Genomic DNA, 21,780 nt, shown 5'->3' with positions numbered 1-21,780 from the left:
ACAGGAAGGACGCGCCATGACGTCAGGCGAAGACAAGTACTGGTACAACTTCACCACCGGCGCCGTGGAGCGCGGCTTCGAGTCGCCGGCGATCGACCGCGCAGGTCCGTTCGACACTGCGGAAGAGGCGGCCAAGGCGCCGCAGCTCCTCGCCGAACGCTCTCGCGAATGGGCCGAGGAAGACGCCCGCGAGAACGACTGACGCGCGCCCGACGACACGTCGGACACGAGCGGGGACCGATAGTCTGGGCGTGGGCCCGGCTTCCCTTCGAAGCGGCATCCGAGAAGCGGCATCTGAGAGGACGCGATGGACAAGCAGCGGGACTTCGTACTGCGCACGATCGAGGAGCGCGGGGTCAAGTTCGTCCGCCTGTGGTTCACGGATGTGATCGGCACGCTCAAGTCCGTCGCGATCGCGCCTGCCGAGGTGGAGGGCGCGTTCACCGAGGGGCTCGGCTTCGACGGGTCGGCGATCGAGGGTCTGACGCGTTCGTACGAGTCGGACCTCCTCGCTCATCCCGACCCGACGACCTTCCAGATCCTGCCCTGGCGGGGCGAGATCGACCCCACGGCGCGGATGTTCTGCGACATCACGACGCCTGACGGGCAGCCCGCCGTCGCCGATCCGCGTCACGTCCTCAAGCGCACCCTCGCGAAGGCGGCGGATGCCGGGTTCACGTTCTACACCCACCCCGAGATCGAGTTCTACCTTCTGAAGTCGTCCTCGTTCGGCGCCGACGGCCCCGAGCCGGTCGACTCCGCCGGCTACTTCGACAACGTGCCCGGCGGCACCGCGCACGACTTCCGTCGTCGGAGCGTCCGGATGCTGGAAGACCTGGGCATCTCGGTCGAGTACAGCCACCATGAGGGCGGCCCCGGCCAGAACGAGATCGACCTGCGCTACGCCGACGCGCTGGCCACCGCCGACAACATCATGACCTTCCGGACGGTCGTCAAAGAGGTGGCGATCGAGCAGGGTGTGTACGCGACGTTCATGCCCAAGCCCCTCTCCGGCAAGCCCGGCAGCGGCATGCACACCCACATGTCGCTGTTCGAGGGCGACCGGAACGCGTTCTACGAGGAAGGGGCGCAGTACCAGCTGTCGAAGGTCGGCCGCCAGTTCATCGCCGGGCTCTTGACGCACGCGAACGAGATCGCCGCGGTCACCAACCAGTTCGTCAACTCGTACAAGCGCCTCTGGGGCGGCGACGAGGCGCCCAGCTTCATCTGCTGGGGTCACAACAACCGCTCCGCCCTCGTCCGCGTTCCGATGTACAAGCCGAACAAGGGTCAGTCGACCCGCGTCGAGTACCGCGCGCTGGACTCGGCGGCGAACCCCTACCTCGCTTACGCGCTGCTCTTGGCGGCGGGCCTGAAGGGCATCGAGGAGGGGTACGAGCTGCCCCCTGAGGCCGAGGACAACGTGTGGTCGCTGACCGACGCGGAGCGCCGCGCCCTCGGCTATGCGCAGCTGCCGGCGAGCCTCGATCACGCGCTGGAGTACATGGAGGACTCCGAGCTCGTCGCCGAGACGCTCGGCGAGCAGGTCTTCAACTACGTCCTGCTCAACAAGCGTCGCGAATGGCAGGAGTACCGCGCGCAGGTGACGCCGTTCGAGCTGAAGAGCAACCTGGAGATGCTGTAACCCGCCATGTCCGCAGGCGAGCGCGCATCCGGCCGCACCGCACTCGCGCGCGCAGGGTTCAGCGAGCTGGATGACGCCGATCGGCTGCTGACCGAGCTGTCCGAGAGTCTCGACGCGCCGCGCGACGGGATCCTCGTCGGCGCCGACGGGGCGGCCGACCCCGATGCCGCGCTCTCGGCGCTGGCGCGCATCGCCCGCCGAGACGCCGCTGCGCTCGCGCGCGCCGTCCACCGCGTCGGCCCGACGCTGTGGATGCTGCTCGGCGCGTCCCACGGCTTCGCTGACTTCTATCTGCGCCACCCCGACGAGCTCGACCATGTTCCCGACCCGGGCGGAGCGCTGCCCGCGCGCGAAGAGCTCGACGCCGAACTGCGCGAGGCGGTCAAGGCGGATGCCGACGGGTTCGCCGCCCGCGGTGACGAAGCCGCCTGGGTGGCCCTCCGCGTGCGCTACCGGCGTCTGCTGGCGCGCATCGCGGCGTTCGACCTCGGCGCTCCCGACGCGGTCGAGGTGCTGCCGCGGGTCGCCGCGGCTCTCGCCGATGCGGCCGGCGCGGCGCTCGAGGCATCCCTCTGCGTTGCGCGCACGCGCGTCGCCGACGGCGGACTCTTCCCCCGCGAGCAGGTCGCGGCGACGCGCCTGGCGATCATCGGCATGGGCAAGACCGGAGCACGCGAACTGAACTATGTCAGCGACGTCGATGTGATCTTCGTCGGCGGCGGCACCGACGCGCTCATCGAGCGGCTGGGTGAGAGTCGCGTCATCGACATCGCCACGCGCCTCGCTGTGCAGACCATGCGCGGCATCTCGGGCATGGAGGTGGAGCCGCCGCTGTGGGAGGTCGACGCCAACCTGCGCCCCGAAGGCAAGCAGGGCGCCCTCGTGCGGAGCCTCGACTCGCACCTGGCCTACTACGACCGGTGGGCGAAGAGCTGGGAGTTCCAGGCGCTGCTGAAGGCCCGTCCGCTCGCCGGAGACCGCATACTCGGCGCGGAATACGTCGAGTCGCTGCAGCCGAAGGTGTGGACGAGCGCCGCGCGCGAGAACTTCGTCGACAGCGTGCAGCGTATGCGTGAGCGCGTCACCGAGTTCATCCCCGCCGATGAGGTGCCGTATCAGCTGAAGCTCGGACCGGGTGGCATCCGCGACATCGAGTTCACGGTACAGCTGCTGCAGCTCGTGCACGGGCTGGCCGACGACCGCATCCGCCAGCGCGGCACGCTCGACGCGCTGGAAGCCCTGGTCGCGGAGGGGTACATCGGGCGGGCCGATGCCGCGGCGTTCGCCCGCGACTACCGCATGCTGCGGGTGCTCGAGCACCGGGTACAGCTGCGGGACCTGCGTCGCACACACCTCATGCCGCGAACGCCGGACGGTCTACGCGCCCTCGCGCGCGCCTCGCATCTCGCCTCCGACGATGCGGGTGTCTGGGCGCTCTGGGAGGGGATCAAGCGCGAGGTGCGTGAAATCCACGTGCGCCTGTTCTATCGGCCGCTGCTGTCGGCGGTTGCGGGCCTGCCGGCCGAAGAGCAGCAGCTCTCCACCGCGCAGGCGCACGACCGGCTGGCGGCGATCGGCTTCCGCGACCCAGCCGGCGCGCTTCGGCACATCGGCGCGCTCACGGGCGGGCTGAGCCGCAAGGCGACGATCCAGCGCCATCTCATGCCGATCATGATCCGATGGTTCGCCGACGGGGTCGACCCCGACTACGGCCTGCTCGCATACCGTCGGATCAGCGAGCGGCTGGGGGACACCCCGTGGTTCCTGCGGATGCTGCGCGACTCGTCGGGCGCGGCCGAGCGTCTCACGCACGTGCTGTCGGGGTCGCGCTACATCGGTGAGCTCATGGAGTGGATCCCCGAATCGGTGGCGTGGCTCGATGCCGACGATCAGCTGCGCCCGCGCAGCGGCCTCGCTCTGCAGGACGAGGCCCGTGCGATCCAGACCCGTCACGAGACCATCGGCGACGCGATGCGCGCGGTGCGCAACCTCCGGCGCCGCGAGCTGCTCCGCCTCGCCTTCGGCGCGATCCTCGGCACGCTGACCATCGAAGAGCTCGCCGAAGGTCTCACGATCGTCAGCGAGGTGACGATCCAGGCGACCCTGCGCGCCGTGCGGCGCGAGGTCGTTCCGCCCGAGGACTCGGCGCTCGATTTCTCGGTGATCGCCATGGGACGGTTCGGTGGGGGCGAGCTCGGCTTCGGGTCCGATGCCGACGTGCTCTACGTCTATGACCCGAACGGCGTCGACCCGGAGCGCGCACACGAACTCTCGCGGCAGCTGGTCGCCGGCCTGCGCAGCTACTCCGAGGATCAGCGCGTTCCGTTCGACCTGGACGCGGACCTGCGCCCCGAGGGACGCAACGGTCCGCTCGTACGATCGCTCGACTCGTACGCCGAGTACTACCGGCGCTGGTCGCTGTCGTGGGAGGCCCAGGCGCTGCTGCGAGCGCGCGGGGTGGCGGGCAGCGTGAACCTCATCCGCCGGTTCATGGCCATCGCCGACGAAGTCCGCTACCCCGAACACGTCGCCGTGCAGGATCTGCGTGAGATCAAGCGGATCAAGGCCCGTGTCGAGAACGAGCGGCTCCCGCAGGGCGCGGACCGCACCCGACACGTCAAGCTCGGGCCGGGCGGGCTCAGCGACGTCGAGTGGCTCGTGCAGCTGATCCAGCACGAGCACGCCCACGACCTGGCGGGCCTGCGCACCACCTCGACCCTCGGGGCGCTCGAGGCGGCCCGCCAGGCGGGACTGGTGCCGGATGCCGCGGCCGCGCGCCTGGCCGCCTCGTGGCGCCTCGCGAGTCGCCTGCGCTCGGCGAACACGCTGCTGTCGGGGCAGACCAGCGACGTGCTCCCGACCGACCGGGCGAAGCTCGACGGCATCGGCCGCCTGCTGGAGTATCCGGCGCGCTCGGCGACTCTCGTCGAGGAGGAATGGCTGCGCACCGCGCGCCGCGCTCGCCGCGACTTCGAGAGGCTCTTCTATGGGTGATGGTCAGTCACGGGAGGTACGGGGCCCGACGGGCCGTCTGCACTCGTCGCGCCGCGGGCCCCGCACTCGTCTCGCAGCCGCAGCGCTGCTGATCGCGTGCACCGCATCGACGGTCGGCTGCGGCGCTGGCGACCAGGCGCGACTGGCCTCTGCGGAGTCGGCCATCCGGGCTCTCGCGGGCGACGACGCCGCGGTCGAGCTCACTCTCATCGACCGCGGGTTCGGAACCGGCGTGACGTGCGAGGCATCGGTGGCGTGGTCAGCCGAGCCCGAACGGGCGACGTACCTGCGCATGGTGAACGAGATCGGTCCGATCATGGCGGAGAGCCCGATCGCCACATGCGCCGATCTCCAGATCACCACCCCGGGGACCAAGCTCACCGTGGAAGGCCATACCTACGCCGAAGCGAGCATTCCCTGGACGGACCTCGCAGTGTACGTCTTCGACACTCACCCCGACGCTGCTGCGGTGAGATGGAACTGGGGCGATGACCGTGAGCCGTACGGCATATCGATTCTCCGCTCTGTATCAGGTACTTCCTTCGACGTCATCGCGCGTGTGGGGGGCTCGATCATCCAGTCGCCCGACGCGGCCGGGATACGCGCGGCGACGACATGGCGGTTCAGCAACTGCGTCGCCGCAGACAACTCCTGCGCCGACGAGCAGATCGCAGTGACGATGCGCGACACTCCCAACGATTGGCAGGCCGAGATCCTGCGCTCGATGAACCGCATCACCGCGGAGGTGCTTGGTGAGGGGAGCTCGATCAGGGGAGAGATGGAATTCGACGATCCGCGTCTGCTGAAGGCGCGCCTCACTCTGTGGACGCCTTCGTGGCCGCCGGGGACCGCGACGGACGCGGACCGGGAGCAGGCGCTGCCCGGCAGCGCGGCAGAGGCAGCCGCCGGAGAGGTGCGCGCCGCCTTCGACGTCGCCGGCAGTCCGTATACGCTCTCGATCTGGGTGCCGCACGCGATCCCTGTGCTCAGTCACAGCACGTACGAGCACGAGCACGAGGACTGAGCTGCCGCGGAGCGTCCCGTCAACGCCGAACGCCCCGGCATCCATAGGCAGGATGCCGGGGCGTTCGTGTGGTGCGAGTCGTCAGACGCCGAAGTACAGCTCGTACTCGAACGGGTGCGGGCGCGCGGCGAGCGGCTTGATCTCGTTCTCGATCTTGTACTCGATCCAGGTCTCGATCAGCTCGGGCGTGAACACACCGCCGGCGAGGAGGAACTCGTGGTCTGCACGCAGCGCCTCGAGCGAGTCGAGCAGCGAGTTCGGCACCTGCGGGATGTTCTTGGCCTCCTCGGGCGGCAGCTCGTAGAGGTCCTTGTCGACCGGCTCGTGCGGCTCGACGCGGTTCTTGATGCCGTCGAGGCCCGCCATCATCTGTGCGGCGAACGCGAGGTAAGGGTTACCCGAGGCGTCGGGCGCGCGGAACTCGATGCGCTTGGCCTTCGGGTTGCTGCCCGTGATCGGGATGCGGATCGCCGCCGAGCGGTTACCGGCCGAGTAGACCAGGTTGACCGGAGCCTCGTAGCCCTTGACCAGACGCTTGTAGGAGTTCAGCGTCGGGTTGGTGAAGGCGAGGACGGCCGGCGCGTGCGCCAGCAGACCGCCGATGTACCAGCGGGCGATGTCGGAGAGGCCGCCGTAGCCCTTCTCGTCGTAGAAGAGCGGCTTGCCCTCGAGCCACAGCGACTGGTGGGTGTGCATGCCCGAGCCGTTGTCTCCGAAGAGGGGCTTGGGCATGAAGGTCGCGACCTTGCCCCACTGCTCGGCGACGTTCTTGACGATGTACTTGAACTTCAGGATGTCGTCGGCCGCGTGCACCATCGTGTCGAAGCGGTAGTTGATCTCCTGCTGACCACCGGTGCCGACCTCGTGGTGCGCACGCTCGAGGATCAGACCCGCGTCGATGAGGTGCAGGCTGATGTCGTCGCGGAGGTCAGCCGTCTTGTCGACGGGGGAGACCGGGAAGTAGCCGCCCTTGTACGCCGTCTTGTTCGCCAGGTTGCCGCCCTCCTCGGCGCGGCCCGTGTTCCAGGCGCCCTCTTCGGAGTCGACGCTGTAGAAGCTGGCGTTCTGCTTCACCTCGTAGCGGACGTCGTCGAAGATGTAGAACTCGGCCTCGGGAGCGAAGAACGCGGTGTCGGCGATGCCGGTCGAGGCGAGGTACTTCTCGGCCTTCTTGGCGACCTGGCGCGGGTCCTTGCTGTAGATCTCGCCGTTGCGCGGGTTGTAGATGTCGAAGAGCATGATGAGCGTCTTCGCCTCGCGGAACGGGTCGATGTAGGCGGTGGACACGTCGGGGATGAGCTGCATGTCCGACTCGTGGATGTTCGCGAAACCGCGGATCGACGAGCCGTCGAACAGCTGGCCGACCGTGAAGAACTCCTCGTCGACGGTCGAGGCCGGGATGTTGAAGTGCTGCTGCACACCAGGCAGATCCGTGAACCGGATGTCGAGGAACTTGACGTCCTCGTCCTTGATGAACTTCAGAACCTCGGATGAATCTTTGAACATGGAGTCTCCAAGATCGGGTGTGGAACACGCCTGAACGGGATCAGGCCCGCCTCGACGCTATCGATGACCGGTTGCCCGGCAGTATCCCCCGTGTTTCGAGGATGTTACAGCGACGCGGATAAGCTGACCCGGTGACGGCAGGTACTTCCGACAATACGGGACATCACGACAGCACCTATCCCGGAGAGCGGCTCGGGATGCCCCCTTCGGGCCCGGGCAGCATCGCACGACTCGGTCGACGCATCGGCGCTCTCGCCGTCGATCTGGCAACAGCGACACTGATCGCCTACGCATTCTTCCCGGTCCTGGACGAGGTCACGGGGTTGCGGTACGCCAATCCGGTCGCGTCGAACCTGATCTTCCTCGCTGTGCAGGTGCTGTTCATCCCGACGCTCGGGGGAAGCCCGGGACATCGGCTGTTCGGCATGCGGATCGTCCGTGTCGAAGGCGGCTGGAGCGGCCTCTGGCGTCCGCTGGTGCGCACGCTGCTGCTCGCCGTGATCATCCCCGCCGTGATCTGGGATGGCGATCACCGCGGCCTTCACGACAAGATCGCCGGGACGGTCCTCGTTCGCGGTTGAGGCTCAGCGTGGGCGCGGCGCGCGGGCTCGCATCGGATCGATGCCCTTCGGGATCGGCAGCGAGGTGACGGACTGCGAGACCGAGTCCACGCGCTTGACGACAGCCGCCATCGTCGTACGATCGACCTTCTTGGGGAACGACTTGATGGTCGCCGAGAGCTTCGAGATGGGCACGTCGCCCTCGCCGTGGCCGATGTACAGCACATTGATCGGCACGCCTGAGGCCACGCGCTGGACCTTCATCTTCTCGTCGTTGACGAGTCGGGTGAGCCGCCCGCGTGCGCCCTCGCCCACGATCACGACGCCACCGCGGCCGATCACGCGGTAGACCGCGTCCTGCGTCTTCGGGTTGACCCCGACGGGCATCTCCGAGGCCACCCAACTGCGGCCGAGCGAGGTCGACAGCACGTGACCGGCAGCTCCCGGCATCCCGTCGAGCTTGATGTACATCGCGCGGGTGGACAGACGTGTGAGCACGATCATGGCGCCCAAGAGACCGAACAGCAGGCCGGTGACACCCCACAGGATGACGCTCCAGATGGCCGCAGGCGGGATGAGGAACCCGATGAGGACGCCGATGCCGATTCCGACGACCACGACAGCGGCCAGCACCCACGGCAGCCACGAGAATTCGGCCTTCGTGAAGGTGTAGAGCGAGCGGATCTGGGAGAAGAAGCCAGGGCCCTTGTCGGGTGCGGAACTGCGGGATGCCATGGCACACAGCCTACCGTCGCGGCGACACGGCGCACGCGCACGCGGTGCGACGAGAACTCCTCCCCAGCGTGGCGAACCCGTGGCGTCTGCACAGTTGACCCGCGCGGCGGCCGGCCCTGTCCACGAGCGGCGACACTCACGATATGAGCATCGATTCCGGTGTGCTCGCCCCGCCGCCGCTGCTGAGGACGCTGGGCGCCGCCGACGCCCCGTTTCCCGGCGACCTGCGCGCGGGCACGCCTCCGAGAGTGTGGGTGCCCCTGCAGGATCTGCCGAGCGAGATCTGGCGGGTACGGGGCGGCGAGCATGTGCTCGCCCCCGTCGACCTGGCGCGCACTCCGGACGGTCACGCTGCCCTGCTCCCGCACTGCCCGCACCGACTGATCACTCTCGTCGCCGGGCGTGCGTGGGAGGCGGGAGCGCTCGTCACCGCCGCCGTCAGTGTGCTGCGTGGCGCCGCCGAGGCAGAGCGCTGCGGGTTCACCGTCGGCTCCTGGTGGGTGGATGCCGAAGGGTGTCCACTCCTTGCTGCGACCGGACCGGCCTGGCGGGACAATTCCGTCGCACTGCTGAAGGAGCTCGCCGAGGCTGCCGCGCCGGGTCTGCGGCAGGCGGTGCTCGACGCCGCGGAACTGATCAGCGAGGGTCGCATCACGCCGGGGCGGCGCGAGCGTGCGGAAGATGAGCTCTTCGCCGCCGCTGAACCGGCTCCTCTGCCGACCGCCGACGCGAACAGGGGGGTCGCGGCCATCCCGGCGCCGCGTCGGGCCGTACACCGCGGTCGGACCGGCGACGACCGAGCCTCGGATGCGTCGAGCTGGGTCGCGCCGCTCGTCGAGCGCGACCTCGCCGCTCGTGCGCTGAACGTCCTGGGCGATGTTCGCTCCGCGCTGAGGCGCACGATGCGCGCGACGCGCAGGCACGGGCTGACGGCGGTACGAGACCGGGCGGGACGCCGCGCTCTGTCGGCGACGACCACACGGGCGCACAAGGATCATGCGCCACGCCGCCGCCGGCGATCCCCGCTGCTCGTGGCCGCTGCCGCGGCCGCGATCGTCATCGCCGTGGGTCTCGCGTGGCCGGTCGACGAGAGCGCTTCATCCACGACGCCCGCGGCATCCACACCGTCGCTGGACAGCGGGGCCGTGTCCACCCCGGCAGCGACCCCCGACTCCGGCGCGTCGGATGCCGCAGCGCCTGCGCCGTCGCAGAGCGCCGACGAAGGCGACATCGCGCGCCGCCTCCTTGCCGATCTCGCGTCATGCACCCGGGAGCAGGCCGCCGACTGCTCCGACATTCTGGAGGACCCGAGCGCCGGCGTTCCTGACAGCGTCGTCGTCGAGGACGCTGAACTGCGCGAGGTCACCCTCCTCGACGAGTACGGCGGCGTGGCCGCCTATCGCGTCTCCGGCGGACAGCAGCCCAGCCAGGTGCTCGTTCTCGTGCAGGTCGACGGAAAATGGCTGATCCGCGACGTGTACGACGTCGCGGATCAGCCATGACATGCGAGCCCGTTGGCCGGGCGCGCCCTCAGATTCCCAGATTGGCCTCGAAGTCCGCCGTCTCCAGGCGGGTCTTGACCGCACCCAGGAAGCGGGCCGCGTCGGCGCCGTCGACGATGCGGTGATCGTACGACAGTGCCAGATAGACGTAGGAGCGCACGGCGATCGCCTCGACGCCGTCGACCTTGACCACACCGGGCTCCTTGACGACCGCGCCGGTGCCGAGGATCGCGGACTGCGGAAGGAAGACGACCGGGGTGTCGAAGAGAGCGCCGCGGGAGCCGGTGTTGGTCACGGTGAACGTGCCACCGGCGAGCTCGTCGGGCTTCAGCTTGTTGTCGCGCGTGCGAGCGGCGAGGTCGGCGATCTCGGACGAGATCCCCGCCAGCGTCTTGGCGCCCGCGTCACGGAGAACGGGGGTCAGCAGGCCGCGCTCGGTGTCGACCGCGATCGAGATGTTCTCGGTGGCGGGGTAGACGATGTCGGTGCCGTCCACCGTCGCGTTGATCACCGGGAACGCCTGCAGCGCCTCGGCGGCAGCGAGGACGAAGAACGGCAGGAACGACAGCTTGCCGCCCGTCTTCGCGACGAAGTCCTTCTGGACCGCCGTGCGGTACGACGCGACCTTCGTGACGTCCACCTTCACGACCGTGGTGAGCTGGGCCGTCTGCTGCATCGAGGCAACCGCGCGCTCGGCGAGCACCTTGCGAAGTCGGGACATCGGCTGGGTCGTGCCGCGCAAGGGCGAAACCTCGAGCGGGGCGGCCGCCGCCGGAGCGGGCGTGACTGCCGCGGCTGCAGGAGCGGCCTGGGCAGCCTCGGCCGCCTTGAGCACGTCCTCCTTGCGGATGCGACCACCGACACCGGTCCCGGTGACGGACGCCAGGTCCACACCCTGCTGCTGCGCGAGCCGGCGCACGAGGGGAGTGACGTAGGTCGCCGTGTCGTCCGCAGGGGCGGCAGCGGGAGCAGCGACCGGCGCAGGCGCCGCAGCGGGTGCAGGCGCGGCAGCGGGAGCAGGAGAAGCGGCCGGTGCAGGCGCCGCAGCGGGTGCAGGCGCGGCAGCGGGGGCAGGAGCGGCCGACGCTTCGGCAGCCGGAGCAGGCGCAGCTGCCGCCGGAGCAGCGGCTGCAGGGGCACCCGAACCGATGCGCGCGAGCACAGCGCCGACGGCGACCGTCTCATCCTCGGCGACGAGGATCTCCTGCAGCGTGCCGGCGATCGGAGAGGGGATCTCGGTGTCGACCTTGTCGGTCGAGATCTCGAGGAGCGGCTCGTCGACGGCGACCTCTTCGCCGACCTGCTTGAGCCAACGCGTCACCGTTCCCTCGGTGACGCTTTCACCCAGCTCGGGAAGAACGACGTCCTTCGCATCGCCGGACGGCGCAGCGTTGGCCTCAGGAGCCGCGGGAGCCTGTTCGGGGGCGGGGGCCGCTTCGGCAGGAGCCTGCTCAGCGGCGGGCTGCTCTGCGGCGGGCGCATCGTCGGACGGTGCGGCAGCCGAGCCGTCTCCGATCTTCGCGAGAACGGCGCCAACCTCGACGGTCTCGTCCTCAGCGACCAGGATCTCCTCGATCACGCCGCTGACGGGAGAGGGGATTTCGGTGTCGACCTTGTCGGTCGAGATCTCGAGCAGCCCTTCGTCGGCCTGGATCGTGTCACCGACCTTCTTGAGCCAACGGGTGACCGTTCCCTCGGTGACGCTCTCTCCGAGCGCGGGGAGGACCACGGATGTGCTCATGACTGTGTCTCCTTCAGAAGTTCGATGTCCGACAACTAGCTTAGTGACCCTCACGGGGCCGAAGCGGTGACGTGTTGGACGGGGGAGGAATGGTGGGGGTTTTCAGAGGGCGTGCAGAGGCTTGCCCGCGAGGGCGAGGAACGCCTCGCCGAGCGCCTCGCTCTGCGTCGGGTGCGCGTGCACGTACGGCGCGATGTCTTCCGGGTACGCTTCCCAGGCGACGGCCAGCTGGCCCTCGCTGATGAGCTCGCCGACGCGATCGCCGACCAGATGGATGCCGATCACGGGCCCGTCGACCAGGCGGACGATCTTGACGATGCCGCCCGTGCCGATGATCTCGCTACGGCCGTTGCCGGCCAGGTTGTACTCAGAGACGGCGACCGCGTCACCGTGGGCGGCACGCGCGGCTGCCTCGGTGATGCCGACGGAGGCCACCTCGGGGTGCGAGTACGTGACCCGCGGGATGGTGTGCTCCGCGACCATGACGGGGCCGAGGCCCGCGATCTCCTCAGCCACGAAGATCCCCTGCTGAAAGCCACGGTGGGCCAGCTGCAATCCGGGGACGATGTCGCCCGCCGCCCAGACGTGCGGGACCGATGTCCGCAGGCGCTCGTCCACGCTCACGAAGCCGCGCTCCAGAGCCACCCCCGCCTCATCGAATCCCATCCCGGCCGTCGACGGACCGCGTCCGACGGCCACGAGGAGGTAGTCCGCGCTCAGCTCGCTGCCGTCGGCCAGGACGATCGTGACCCCGGCATCCGTCTGCGAGACGGAGGCGAAGCGGGAACCAAGTCGAGAGACGATGCCGCGCTTGCGGAAGGCGCGCTCCAGGGCTTTGCTCGAGGAGACGTCCTCCGCGGGCAGGAGGTGGTCGAGCGCCTCGACGATCGTGACCTCCGCACCCATCGATCGCCACGCGCTCGCGAACTCGACGCCGATGACCCCGCCGCCGAGGACGATGACCGACGCGGGCACCTCTGCGAGCGCGAGGGCCTCTTCGCTGGAGAGGACCCGGCCGCCGATCTCGATGCCGGGCAGGGTGCGCGTGTGCGAGCCGGTGGCGAGAAGGACGTCGGTACCGCGATAGGTGTCCTCGCCGACCGTGACGGCGGGGCCGTCGTCGTCGACGACCAACTGTCCCTCTCCGGTGACCACCGTGATCCCGCGCGCCTTGATGAGGCCGGTGAGTCCCGCGAACTTCTTGGCGACGATGCCCTCGCGGAAAGCCGTGACCCCCGCCACGTGGATGCCCTCGAACGTCGCCGCCACGCCGACGCTCGACGCGTCACGGACGGCATCAGCGATCTCTGCCGCATGCAGGATCGCCTTGGTCGGGATACAGCCGCGATGAAGGCACGTGCCGCCGAGCTTGTCCTTCTCGACGAGGGTGACCGAGCGACCGAGCTCGGCCGCGCGGATCGCCGCTGCGTATCCGGCCGATCCGCCGCCCAGGACCACGAGATCGGAGTGGTGTGCGGTCATCGTGCGTCTCCTTCGACGAATGCGAGCAGGGATCGAACGGTGGCCGCGGTGGGGCCCTTGTCCGTGGCACCGGTCGCGGACTTGGTGCTCCCGCTGCCGGCGATGTCGAGGTGCACCCAGGGGATGCGAGGCGCGTCCGCGTCGTCGGAGACACGCCCGACGAACCGCTGGAGGAAGAGTCCAGCGAACAGCGAACCGCCCGTCGGGTCGCCGATCTTCGCGTTGACGAGGTCGGCGATGGGGGAGTCGAGCTCCTCTTCCATATGCGCCGGCAGCGGGAGCGGCCAGGCCAGCTCGTCCGCGGACTCCGCCGCATCCAGGTACTCGGCAACCGCTTCCTCCGAGCCCATGACGCCGGTGTGGCGAGAGCCCAGCGCCACCGAGATGGCTCCGGTGAGCGTGGCGACGTCGATGATCACGTCCGGGTGCGTGCGGCTGGCCGCGACGAGACCGTCGGCCAGGACGAGCCGTCCCTCGGCGTCGGTGTTCAGCACCTCGACAGTGGTGCCGCCCAGAATCCGCAGCACGTCTCCGGGACGCGTTGCTCGTCCCGACGGCATGTTGTCGGCGAGACAGAGCCATCCCGACACGCGCACCGGCAGACGCAGCTGCGCGGCCGCACGGACGACGGCCAGCACCGTCGCCGCGCCGGCCATGTCGTACTTCATGCCCACCATTCCCGCGGGCGGCTTGAGCGAGAGCCCACCGGTGTCGAACGTGATGCCCTTGCCGACGATCGCGACATGGCGCTCGGCATCCGCAGGGGCGTAGTCGAGTCGCACGAGACGGGGCGGTCGTTCCGAGCCCTGCCCCACGCCGAGGATGCCCCCGTAGCCGTCGGCGGCGAGCTGCTTCTCATCGAGGACGACGACGTCCACGGGAAGCTCCGCCAGCGCCTCCCGAGCGGCATCCGCGACGTCCTGCGGCCCCAGCCACTCGGCCGGGGTGTGGACGAGATCCTTGACGAGCGCGGCGGCGTCGCCGACGGCCTGCGCTCGCGCCAGCGCCGAGGCGGCGGGGGGCCGCTCACCGCGAATGACCACGTGTGACGCGCGAGCAGCAGCGGCAACCGACTTGTATCCATCGAAGCGATACGCGCCGAGCACGGCGCCCTCCGCCACGGCTCGCCACCCGTCGTCATCGACTGCCGGGGCTTCGACGGCCACGGTGTCGAAGCCGATCGTCGTTCTCAGAGCGGCGCCGACCGCTTCACGCAGCGCCGCGGTGTCGGGCGCGGGCCCGGTGCCGACGACGATCAGGGGCAGCGACGTCGCCTCCGGCGCGTACGCGCGCACCGTTGCGCCGAGCGCGCCCGAGAAACCCACGCCGTTCAAAGCCGAGGCCAGCCCCGGCCACTGGTCGAGAGCACCCGCATCGTGATCGAGGGGAGGGAGGGCGAGCACGAGGGCATCGGCCTTCGTCTCACGCAGCGGATCGGTCGTGTACGACAGCTCGGGAAACGCCATGACCTCCATCCTAGGTTTGCGTCGTCCGGGGTCGGCGACGCCCGAGGGCGGCAAGCCGCACCCCGCGTGTTCGCTGTCAGCGGCACGCGGACCTGCGCCCGGGGAAGGCTCGTACAGTGGACTCATGCCCTTGAGCGGTCCCCTGTACGAGCGTGTGGCGTCGTCCCCGCCGGTCCCTGCCGACCTTCCGCTGGTGATCGTGCTGACCGGGTTCACGGATGCCGGGGGCGCCGTCTCGCAGATGGTGGAGATGTTCCGCGACGACCTCGAGCCCGCGCCGATCGTGACCTTCTCGGCCGACGTGCTGCTGGATTACCGCGCGCGCCGCCCGACGATCACCTTCGACGCCGACCATCTCGCCGACTACCGCCCGCCGCGCCTGGAGCTCTCGCTCGCGCATGACGCGCTCGGTCAGCCCTTCGTTCTGCTGGCGGGGTACGAGCCGGACTTCGCCTGGGAAGCATTCACCGAGACGGTCGTGGGCTTGGCCGAAGGATTGCAGGTGTCGTCGGTGACGTGGGTGCACGCCATTCCCATGCCTGTACCGCACACGCGCCCGATCGGCACGACGGTGAGCGGGACGCGCGCCGACCTGACACAGGCGCACTCGGTGTGGCAGCCTCACACGCAGGTGCCGGCGACGGTCGGTCATCTCCTGGAGCACCGCTTCGCGCAGAGCGGAGCCTCCGTCGCAGGATTCGTCCTTCTGGTCCCCCATTACCTCGCCGACACTGACTACCCCGCCGCCGCACTGGCGGGATTGGACAGCCTGTCGGTGGCCAGTGGCCTCGTTTTCAACGTCGACGATGTGCGCGAGGAGAACCGGGAATACGTCGCGAAGGTGGACGACCAGGTGGAGGGCAACGCCGAACTGACCTCCATGCTGCACGCTCTCGAAGAGCGGTACGACGCCTACATGGCCGGATCGAACCTCGGCCAGCCGATCATCCACCCCGGCGATCTGCCCAGCGCGGACGAGCTCGCCGCGGAGCTGGAGCGCTTCCTGGCCGACCGTCGCACCGACGATCACCGCCGGGACGACGACCGCCGCGGCGACGAGTGGCGAGGCGACGACCGCCGCGGTCGACGCTGAGCGGAATGCCCACCGTCCCCGCGACGTTATGGGTGCTGTGGGGATCCTGATGGACTGTTGCGCACGGTCTGTCCGATGATGTATGCGACAATGGATCCCTGACCCGTTGTCGAATCGCGGTCGGCTCGTGACGAGGCGACCACGGACTTGACAAGGGTCTTACTCCTGTCCGAAAACCCGACGCCTGCGTCGGTGAAAGGCAAGACGTGACCTCAGGCACGAAGACCACCCGCTCCCGCAAGGTCGAGGAGGAGGAAGCCCCGGAGTCCGCCACGGAACAGGCGACGACCACGACCGCCGCCAAGAAGGCGGCGTCGAAGACTCCGGCCAAGTCGAAGGCGGCCCCGAAGAAGGTGTCCAAGAAGACGGCGTCCGATGACGACGAGGAGATCGACGACGACGTCGAGCTCGACGACACCGACATCGAGGACGCATCGGACGACGATTCCGGCGACGACGCCGCCGAGTCATCGACCGGGGCCGACAAGAAGGGCGATGACGACGAGGACGATGAGGACGGCACCACGAAGCCGGCCTTCTCCGAGCCCCTTCCCACGGGCGCCATCGTCATCTCCTCGAGCGACGAAGACGATGTCCCTGTCTACTCGACGCAGATCACCGGTGCGACCGCCGATCCGGTAAAGGACTATCTGAAGCAGATCGGCAAGGTGCCGCTGCTGAACGCGGCCGAAGAGGTCGAACTCGCAATGCGGATCGAGGCGGGACTGTTCGCCGAAGAGAAGCTCTCGCACATGTCGGCGTCGGAGAAGTCCAGCCAGCTCGGCCTGGACCTGCAGTGGGTCGCACGCGACGGCCAGCGCGCCAAGAGCCACCTGCTCGGCGCCAACCTGCGCCTGGTCGTCTCCCTCGCCAAGCGCTACACGGGCCGCGGCATGCAGTTCCTGGACCTGATCCAGGAAGGAAACCTCGGTCTGATCCGCGCGGTCGAGAAGTTCGACTACACCAAGGGCTTCAAGTTCTCCACGTACGCGACGTGGTGGATCCGTCAGGCGATCACGCGCGCGATGGCCGATCAGGCACGCACCATCCGTATCCCGGTGCACATGGTCGAGGTCATCAACAAGCTCGCCCGTGTGCAGCGGCAGATGCTGCAGGACCTCGGACGCGAGCCCACGCCCGAGGAGCTCTCGCGCGAGCTGGACATGACCCCGGAAAAGGTCATCGAGGTGCAGAAGTACGGCCGCGAGCCGATCTCGCTGCACACCCCGCTCGGCGAGGACGGCGACAGCGAGTTCGGTGACCTCATCGAGGACACCGAGGCCGTCGTCCCGGCGGATGCCGTCGGCTTCACCATGCTGCAGCGGCAGCTCGAGTCGCTCCTGGACTCACTGAGCGAGCGCGAGGCGGGTGTGATCCGCATGCGCTTCGGCCTGGGCGACGGACAGCCCAAGACGCTCGACCAGATCGGCGATACCTTCGGCGTCACGCGCGAGCGCATTCGTCAGATCGAGTCGAAGACCATGGCGAAGCTCCGACACCCCTCGCGATCGCAGTCGCTGCGGGACTACCTCGAATGAGCGGGGAGCTTCCCAACGACGGCAAGGCGCTCACCGTCACCATCGAGGGGACGACGTTCGCACGGATTCCGATCCGCACGCGCGTCGTCATGCCCGGCGACAGCCTCGATGAGGTGATCGCGGAGTACGCGGCCGACCAGGTGACGGACGGCGACCTGCTGTTCATCACCGAGAAGATCGTCGCGATCACGCAGGGCCGTTCGTACACGCTGGACGAGATCCGCCCCCGCCGCCTGGCGCGCTTCCTGTCGAAGTACGTGACGAAGACCTCCTACGGCATCGGGCTCGGCATGCCGGAGACGATGGAGATGGCCCTTCGGGAGTGCGGTACCCCGCGCATCCTCTTCGCTGCGGCGATCAGCGCGATGACGAAGGCGTTCGGACGCCGGGGCGACTTCTACCGCATCGCCGGCGACAAGGCGCGCGCGATCGATGGTCCGACCAACGGCACCATCCCGCCCTACGACCGTGCGGTCGTTCTGGGCCCGACGCGCCCGGCCGAAGTGGCCGCTCGCATCAAGTCGCTGCTCGGCCGGAACGTGCAGGTCGCGGTCGTCGACATCAACGACATCGGCGGGAACATTCTCGGCTCCACACTCGACAGGGCCGGGGAGCGTCGACTCGTGCGGATCCTTGCCGACAACCCTCTGGGCCAGGGTCGCGAATCCACCCCCCTCGGAATCATCCGGGCGGCGTGAGACCGCGCCGACAGACGCGAAACGCCGGCGACCTCGTGTGAGAGCGCCGGCGTTTCGCGTCGGCGATCAGAAGCCCATCGCGGCGCGGTAGCGAGGAAGGTGACCGTGGCGGATCCCCGTCGCGGAAGGCTTGTTCTCGAAGACACCCGCGCCCCAGTTGCCCTCGACCAGGACCGGTCCGGTGGGGGTGACGACGACGTCCCAGCCGACGTAGCGCACCTCGGGGATCACGAGTGCGACGTCCGTGATGAGCGCACGCACCTCTTCCATCATCGGAAGCCGGTAGTCGGCGATGCGGAAGCCGGTGTCGGGGTGGGTCTCGAAGAGTTCGCCCGCGGTCGAGTAGCCCATGCCCATGGCTCGCCCGTCCTCGTGGAGCGCGGTGTAGAAGCCGCCGAACGACGCCTGGTCGCTGACCTGACCGCGACCGAACTTCTGCGCCATGTTGATGATCTCGACCGCGCCGTCGTCCTTGACGAACGTCGTGACTCGGGTCGTGTTCGCCGTTCCGGGAGCGATGGCTTCCAGGTCCGGGTGCTGCACGATGCGCTCCTCGATGAGCACCTCACCCTTCGCCAGCAGCTCGGCGTGGAACGCGGGCCAATCTCTGACGGCGCTCGCATCGTAACGACGAACCCCGAGCCCGGACTTGCTCACGGGGACTTTGGCGATGAACACGGGATGCCGCTGGGCGAAGGCCTCCAGCTCGTCGGCGTTGCCATCGACGAGCTCCAGCCACTGACGTCCCAGGAAACGGTCGAAGTCGCGGTTGAAGTCGACTTTGTTGTGGAAGCGATGCACCTGGGCGGGATCGTCGTAACGGTTCGAGAGCTCCAGCGCGAGGGGACTGGTGACCCAGGTGGCCCGCTCGGCACGTGTCAGGATCGCGAAATCGAACTCCATGTAGTCGTTGAATCCGACGCGATGGCGCGCCGCCGACCAGAGCATGTCGACGAACACCAGCGGATAGCTCTTCCCGTGCACGCGCGCAGTGAACCGCGCCCTCTCACGCACCGATGCGATATCGAGCCCGCGGGCACGCTCGAAGAGCACTTCGAAACGGTGCAGGAGAGGAAGGCCTCGAGGCGCCATGACAGAGTCCTTCCGGGACGGACGGAAAAGGGGAACTCCGCCAGTCTACGTGTGAGGGCTCAGCGCGCGTCGGCCAGACGAGCCGTCTCGTCGTGCCACGACGTCGCGATTGCGCGCAGCTTCTCTTCGTACTTGCGTCCGTGGTGCGCACAGAACAGCAGTTCGCTGCCGTTGACCTCGGCCGCGATGTAGGCCTGCGCGCCACACGAGTCGCAACGGTCCGTCGCGGTCAGTCGGTACTCGAGGACGTCAGGCTCAGCGGTGGTCGACATGCTCATTTCGGTTCCTCCTCGGTACATGAGATGCGGTGCGATGTCATGACATACAACCACGCCGTGGGGTCAGCAATGCCGCGATCCGGTCACATTTCGCTGTGCGCGTACCCCGCCTCCGCGCTCAGCGTCCGCGGTGGTCGGGGCCTCTGTGTGTCGCAGCCGAGGTGTCCGCGGGGCTGGATACGCTTGAGGATTGTGACCGCCGAGTATTCCGCCCACCACCTCCAGGTGCTCGAGGGCCTGGAGGCTGTCCGCAAGCGTCCCGGCATGTACATCGGCTCGACGGACTCGCGCGGGCTCATGCATTGCGTCTGGGAGATCATCGACAACTCGGTCGACGAAGCCCTCGCGGGCTACGGCTCGCGAATCGACATCGTCCTGCACTCCGATGGCAGCGTCGAGGTCCGCGACCGTGCGCGCGGCATCCCGGTCGACGTCGAGCCGCGAACCGGGCTGAGCGGCGTGGAGGTCGTCTTCACGAAGCTGCACGCCGGCGGGAAGTTCGGCGGCGGCTCGTACGCGGCGTCGGGTGGCTTGCACGGCGTCGGCGCCTCCGTCGTCAATGCCTTGTCCGAGCGCCTGGATGTCGAAGTCGATCGCGACGGCAAGACCTATGCGATGTCGTTCCGTCGTGGAGAGCCCGGCCAGTTCGCGGGGCCCGGGCCCGAGTCGCCGTTCACCCCGTTCGAGAAGGCCTCGCAGTTGCGGGTCGTCGGCAAGGCTGCCAAGGGCGTCACCGGAACGCGCATCCGCTACTGGGCCGACCGTCAGATCTTCACCAAGGATGCGACATTCCACGCCGAGGAGCTGGAGCAGCGGGCGCGTCAGACGGCGTTCCTCATCCCGGGTCTGGAGATCGCGATCATCGATCAGCGCGGAGAGGAGATCGTCGAAACGTCCCATCGCTACGACGGCGGCATCTCCGAGTTCGCGGACTTCCTCGCGCCCGATGCGGCGATCACCGACACCTGGCGACTGACCGGGTCGGGCACGTTCACTGAGACCGTGCCCGTGCTGCAGGCGGGCGGAGCGATGGTACCGACCGACGTCGAGCGCGAATGCGAGGTCGACATCGCGCTGCGCTGGGGGACGGGCTACGAGACGGTCACGCGCTCGTTCGTGAACATCATCTCGACACCCAAGGGCGGGACGCATCAGGCGGGCTTCGAGCAGGGCCTGATGAAGGTCGTCCGCAGTCAGGTCGAGCAGAATGCTCGACGCCTCAAGGTCGGCGCGGGGGAGAAGCTCGAGAAGGACGACATCACCGCCGGTCTGACGGCCGTTCTCACTGTGCGACTGCCCGAACCCCAGTTCGAGGGCCAGACGAAGGAGATCCTGGGCACGCCCGCTGTTCGCGCCATCGTCGCGAATGTGGTCGCCAAGGAGCTCGCCGAGCGATTCTCTTCGAGCAAGCGCGACGACAAGGCACAGACCGCGCTGCTGCTCGACAAGGTCGTGTCCGAGATGAAGGCGCGAATCTCGGCCCGCACGCACAAAGAGACCCAGCGCCGTAAGAACGCCCTCGAGTCGTCGTCATTGCCCGCGAAGCTCGCCGACTGTCGGACCTCGGACGTCGAGCAGTCGGAGTTGTTCATCGTCGAGGGCGACTCGGCCCTCGGCACGGCGAAGCTCGCGCGCAACAGTGAGTATCAGGCGCTGCTGCCCATTCGCGGCAAGATCCTCAACGTCCAGAAGGCCTCGATCAGCGACATGCTCTCCAACGCGGAATGCGCGGCGATCATTCAGACGATCGGGGCGGGGTCCGGTCGAAGCTTCGACCTCGATGCGGCGCGCTACGGCAAGATCATCCTGATGAGCGACGCCGACGTCGACGGCGCGCACATCCGCACGCTTCTGCTGACGCTGTTCTTCCGCTACATGCGGCCGCTGATCGAGGCGGGTCGCGTGTACGCCGCCGTCCCGCCGCTGCACCGCGTCATCGTGGTCAATCCGGGCTCGAAGCCGAACGAGACGATCTACACGTACTCGGAGCAGGAGCTGCATACTCTCCTCGCGAAGGTGCAGAAGTCGGGACGGCGCTGGCAGGAGCCGGTGCAGCGCTACAAGGGACTCGGCGAGATGGATGCCGATCAGCTCGCCGAGACCACGATGGACCGTGCGGGGCGACTGCTGCGGCGCGTACGCGTTCAGGATGCCGAGGCGGTCTCGGGAGTGTTCGAACTGCTCATGGGCAGCGATGTGGCACCGCGACGCGACTTCATCGTCACCTCCAGCGACCGACTCGACCGTGAGGCCATCGACGCCTGACCGCCGGCCTCATCGGGGCCCGCTCTCGCAGAGCCGAAAAAGACGCGGGGCCCGAGACCGATCTGGGGGGATTCGGTCTCGGGCCATCGCCGCGGCTACGGGGGACATCCGGATGACGTCGAGCCCCGAACGGTCTCTTCGTCCCCGAAATCACGGACGTC

Annotated in this window: 17 protein-coding genes; 10 read left to right on the top strand and 7 right to left on the bottom strand. The window is 68.5% G+C overall.

Annotated features, from left to right (window positions below):
* Window positions 1-16: 16 nt before the first annotated feature.
* From JOE53_RS05890 to JOE53_RS05875, 4 genes are all read left to right on the top strand, one after another.
* Window positions 17-202 (top strand): SPOR domain-containing protein, encoded by a 186-nt coding sequence (locus JOE53_RS05890; protein WP_204947073.1) that lies wholly within the window; start codon window positions 17-19, stop codon window positions 200-202.
* Window positions 203-307: 105 nt separating this feature from the next.
* Complete coding sequence (gene glnA / locus JOE53_RS05885; RefSeq protein ID WP_204947072.1) at window positions 308-1,645, top strand: type I glutamate--ammonia ligase; 1,338 nt, start codon at window positions 308-310, stop codon at window positions 1,643-1,645.
* A gap of 6 nt (window positions 1,646-1,651) precedes the next feature.
* Window positions 1,652-4,639, top strand: a complete 2,988-nt coding sequence (locus JOE53_RS05880; protein ID WP_204947071.1) for a bifunctional [glutamine synthetase] adenylyltransferase/[glutamine synthetase]-adenylyl-L-tyrosine phosphorylase — start codon at window positions 1,652-1,654, stop codon at window positions 4,637-4,639.
* Window positions 4,632-5,663, top strand: a complete 1,032-nt coding sequence (locus JOE53_RS05875) for a hypothetical protein (RefSeq protein ID WP_204947070.1) — start codon at window positions 4,632-4,634, stop codon at window positions 5,661-5,663. Before JOE53_RS05880 ends, JOE53_RS05875 begins: the two co-directional genes overlap by 8 nt.
* 81 nt (window positions 5,664-5,744) lie before the next feature.
* On the opposite strand, the gene glnA (JOE53_RS05870) is transcribed toward JOE53_RS05875, so the two are convergent.
* Complete coding sequence (gene glnA / locus JOE53_RS05870) at window positions 5,745-7,169, bottom strand: type I glutamate--ammonia ligase (RefSeq protein ID WP_204947069.1); 1,425 nt, start codon at window positions 7,167-7,169, stop codon at window positions 5,745-5,747.
* Window positions 7,170-7,300: 131 nt separating this feature from the next.
* Here glnA (JOE53_RS05870) and JOE53_RS05865 point away from each other — a divergent pair, with 131 nt between their 5' ends.
* A complete protein-coding gene (locus tag JOE53_RS05865; protein WP_204947068.1) occupies window positions 7,301-7,750 on the top strand; it encodes an RDD family protein in 450 nt (149 codons plus the stop codon).
* A 3-nt stretch (window positions 7,751-7,753) separates the two neighbouring features.
* On the opposite strand, the gene JOE53_RS05860 is transcribed toward JOE53_RS05865, so the two are convergent.
* The gene (locus tag JOE53_RS05860; protein ID WP_005049467.1) at window positions 7,754-8,464 is read right to left on the bottom strand and encodes a DUF4191 domain-containing protein; all 711 of its coding nucleotides are present in this window, start codon (window positions 8,462-8,464) and stop codon (window positions 7,754-7,756) included.
* Window positions 8,465-8,607: 143 nt separating this feature from the next.
* On the opposite strand from JOE53_RS05860, the gene JOE53_RS05855 reads away from it, so the two are divergent.
* A complete protein-coding gene (locus JOE53_RS05855; protein WP_204947067.1) occupies window positions 8,608-9,966 on the top strand; it encodes a hypothetical protein in 1,359 nt (452 codons plus the stop codon).
* Between the two features lie 28 nt (window positions 9,967-9,994).
* Here the strand turns inward: JOE53_RS05855 and sucB are convergent, their stop codons facing one another.
* The 3 genes from sucB to JOE53_RS05840 all read right to left on the bottom strand — a co-directional run bounded on the left by sucB (window position 9,995) and on the right by JOE53_RS05840 (window position 14,655).
* Complete coding sequence (gene sucB, locus JOE53_RS05850; protein ID WP_204947065.1) at window positions 9,995-11,707, bottom strand: 2-oxoglutarate dehydrogenase, E2 component, dihydrolipoamide succinyltransferase; 1,713 nt, start codon at window positions 11,705-11,707, stop codon at window positions 9,995-9,997.
* A 102-nt stretch (window positions 11,708-11,809) separates the two neighbouring features.
* Window positions 11,810-13,189, bottom strand: a complete 1,380-nt coding sequence (gene lpdA, locus JOE53_RS05845; protein WP_204947064.1) for a dihydrolipoyl dehydrogenase — start codon at window positions 13,187-13,189, stop codon at window positions 11,810-11,812.
* Complete coding sequence (locus JOE53_RS05840; RefSeq protein ID WP_204947062.1) at window positions 13,186-14,655, bottom strand: leucyl aminopeptidase; 1,470 nt, start codon at window positions 14,653-14,655, stop codon at window positions 13,186-13,188. The genes lpdA and JOE53_RS05840 overlap by 4 nt, the downstream gene beginning before the upstream one ends.
* 124 nt (window positions 14,656-14,779) lie before the next feature.
* Here JOE53_RS05840 and JOE53_RS05835 point away from each other — a divergent pair, with 124 nt between their 5' ends.
* The 3 genes from JOE53_RS05835 (at window position 14,780) to JOE53_RS05825 (ending at window position 17,984) form a co-directional block, all read left to right on the top strand.
* Window positions 14,780-15,748: a proteasome assembly chaperone family protein gene (locus tag JOE53_RS05835; protein ID WP_204947061.1), complete on the top strand. Its 969-nt coding sequence runs from the start codon at window positions 14,780-14,782 to the stop codon at window positions 15,746-15,748.
* A gap of 206 nt (window positions 15,749-15,954) precedes the next feature.
* Entirely contained in the window at window positions 15,955-17,286 is a 1,332-nt protein-coding gene (locus tag JOE53_RS05830; protein ID WP_204947060.1) for an RNA polymerase sigma factor, read from the top strand.
* Window positions 17,283-17,984, top strand: a complete 702-nt coding sequence (locus JOE53_RS05825; RefSeq protein WP_061683148.1) for a coenzyme F420-0:L-glutamate ligase — start codon at window positions 17,283-17,285, stop codon at window positions 17,982-17,984. Before JOE53_RS05830 ends, JOE53_RS05825 begins: the two co-directional genes overlap by 4 nt.
* Before the next feature lie 66 nt (window positions 17,985-18,050).
* Here the strand turns inward: JOE53_RS05825 and JOE53_RS05820 are convergent, their stop codons facing one another.
* Both JOE53_RS05820 and JOE53_RS05815 read right to left on the bottom strand, forming a co-directional pair.
* The gene (locus JOE53_RS05820; RefSeq protein ID WP_061683146.1) at window positions 18,051-19,076 is read right to left on the bottom strand and encodes a sugar-transfer associated ATP-grasp domain-containing protein; all 1,026 of its coding nucleotides are present in this window, start codon (window positions 19,074-19,076) and stop codon (window positions 18,051-18,053) included.
* A gap of 59 nt (window positions 19,077-19,135) precedes the next feature.
* On the bottom strand, window positions 19,136-19,354 hold the full coding sequence (locus tag JOE53_RS05815) for a DUF7455 domain-containing protein (RefSeq protein WP_005049478.1): 219 nt from the start codon (window positions 19,352-19,354) through the stop codon (window positions 19,136-19,138).
* Window positions 19,355-19,546: 192 nt separating this feature from the next.
* Here JOE53_RS05815 and JOE53_RS05810 point away from each other — a divergent pair, with 192 nt between their 5' ends.
* The gene (locus tag JOE53_RS05810; RefSeq protein WP_036289858.1) at window positions 19,547-21,619 is read left to right on the top strand and encodes a DNA gyrase/topoisomerase IV subunit B; all 2,073 of its coding nucleotides are present in this window, start codon (window positions 19,547-19,549) and stop codon (window positions 21,617-21,619) included.
* The last annotated feature ends 161 nt before the right edge of the window (window positions 21,620-21,780 follow it).

Source organism: Microbacterium laevaniformans (assembly GCF_016907555.1).
Lineage (GTDB): Bacteria > Actinomycetota > Actinomycetes > Actinomycetales > Microbacteriaceae > Microbacterium > Microbacterium laevaniformans.
This window is presented reverse-complemented; position numbering and strand designations above follow the sequence as displayed.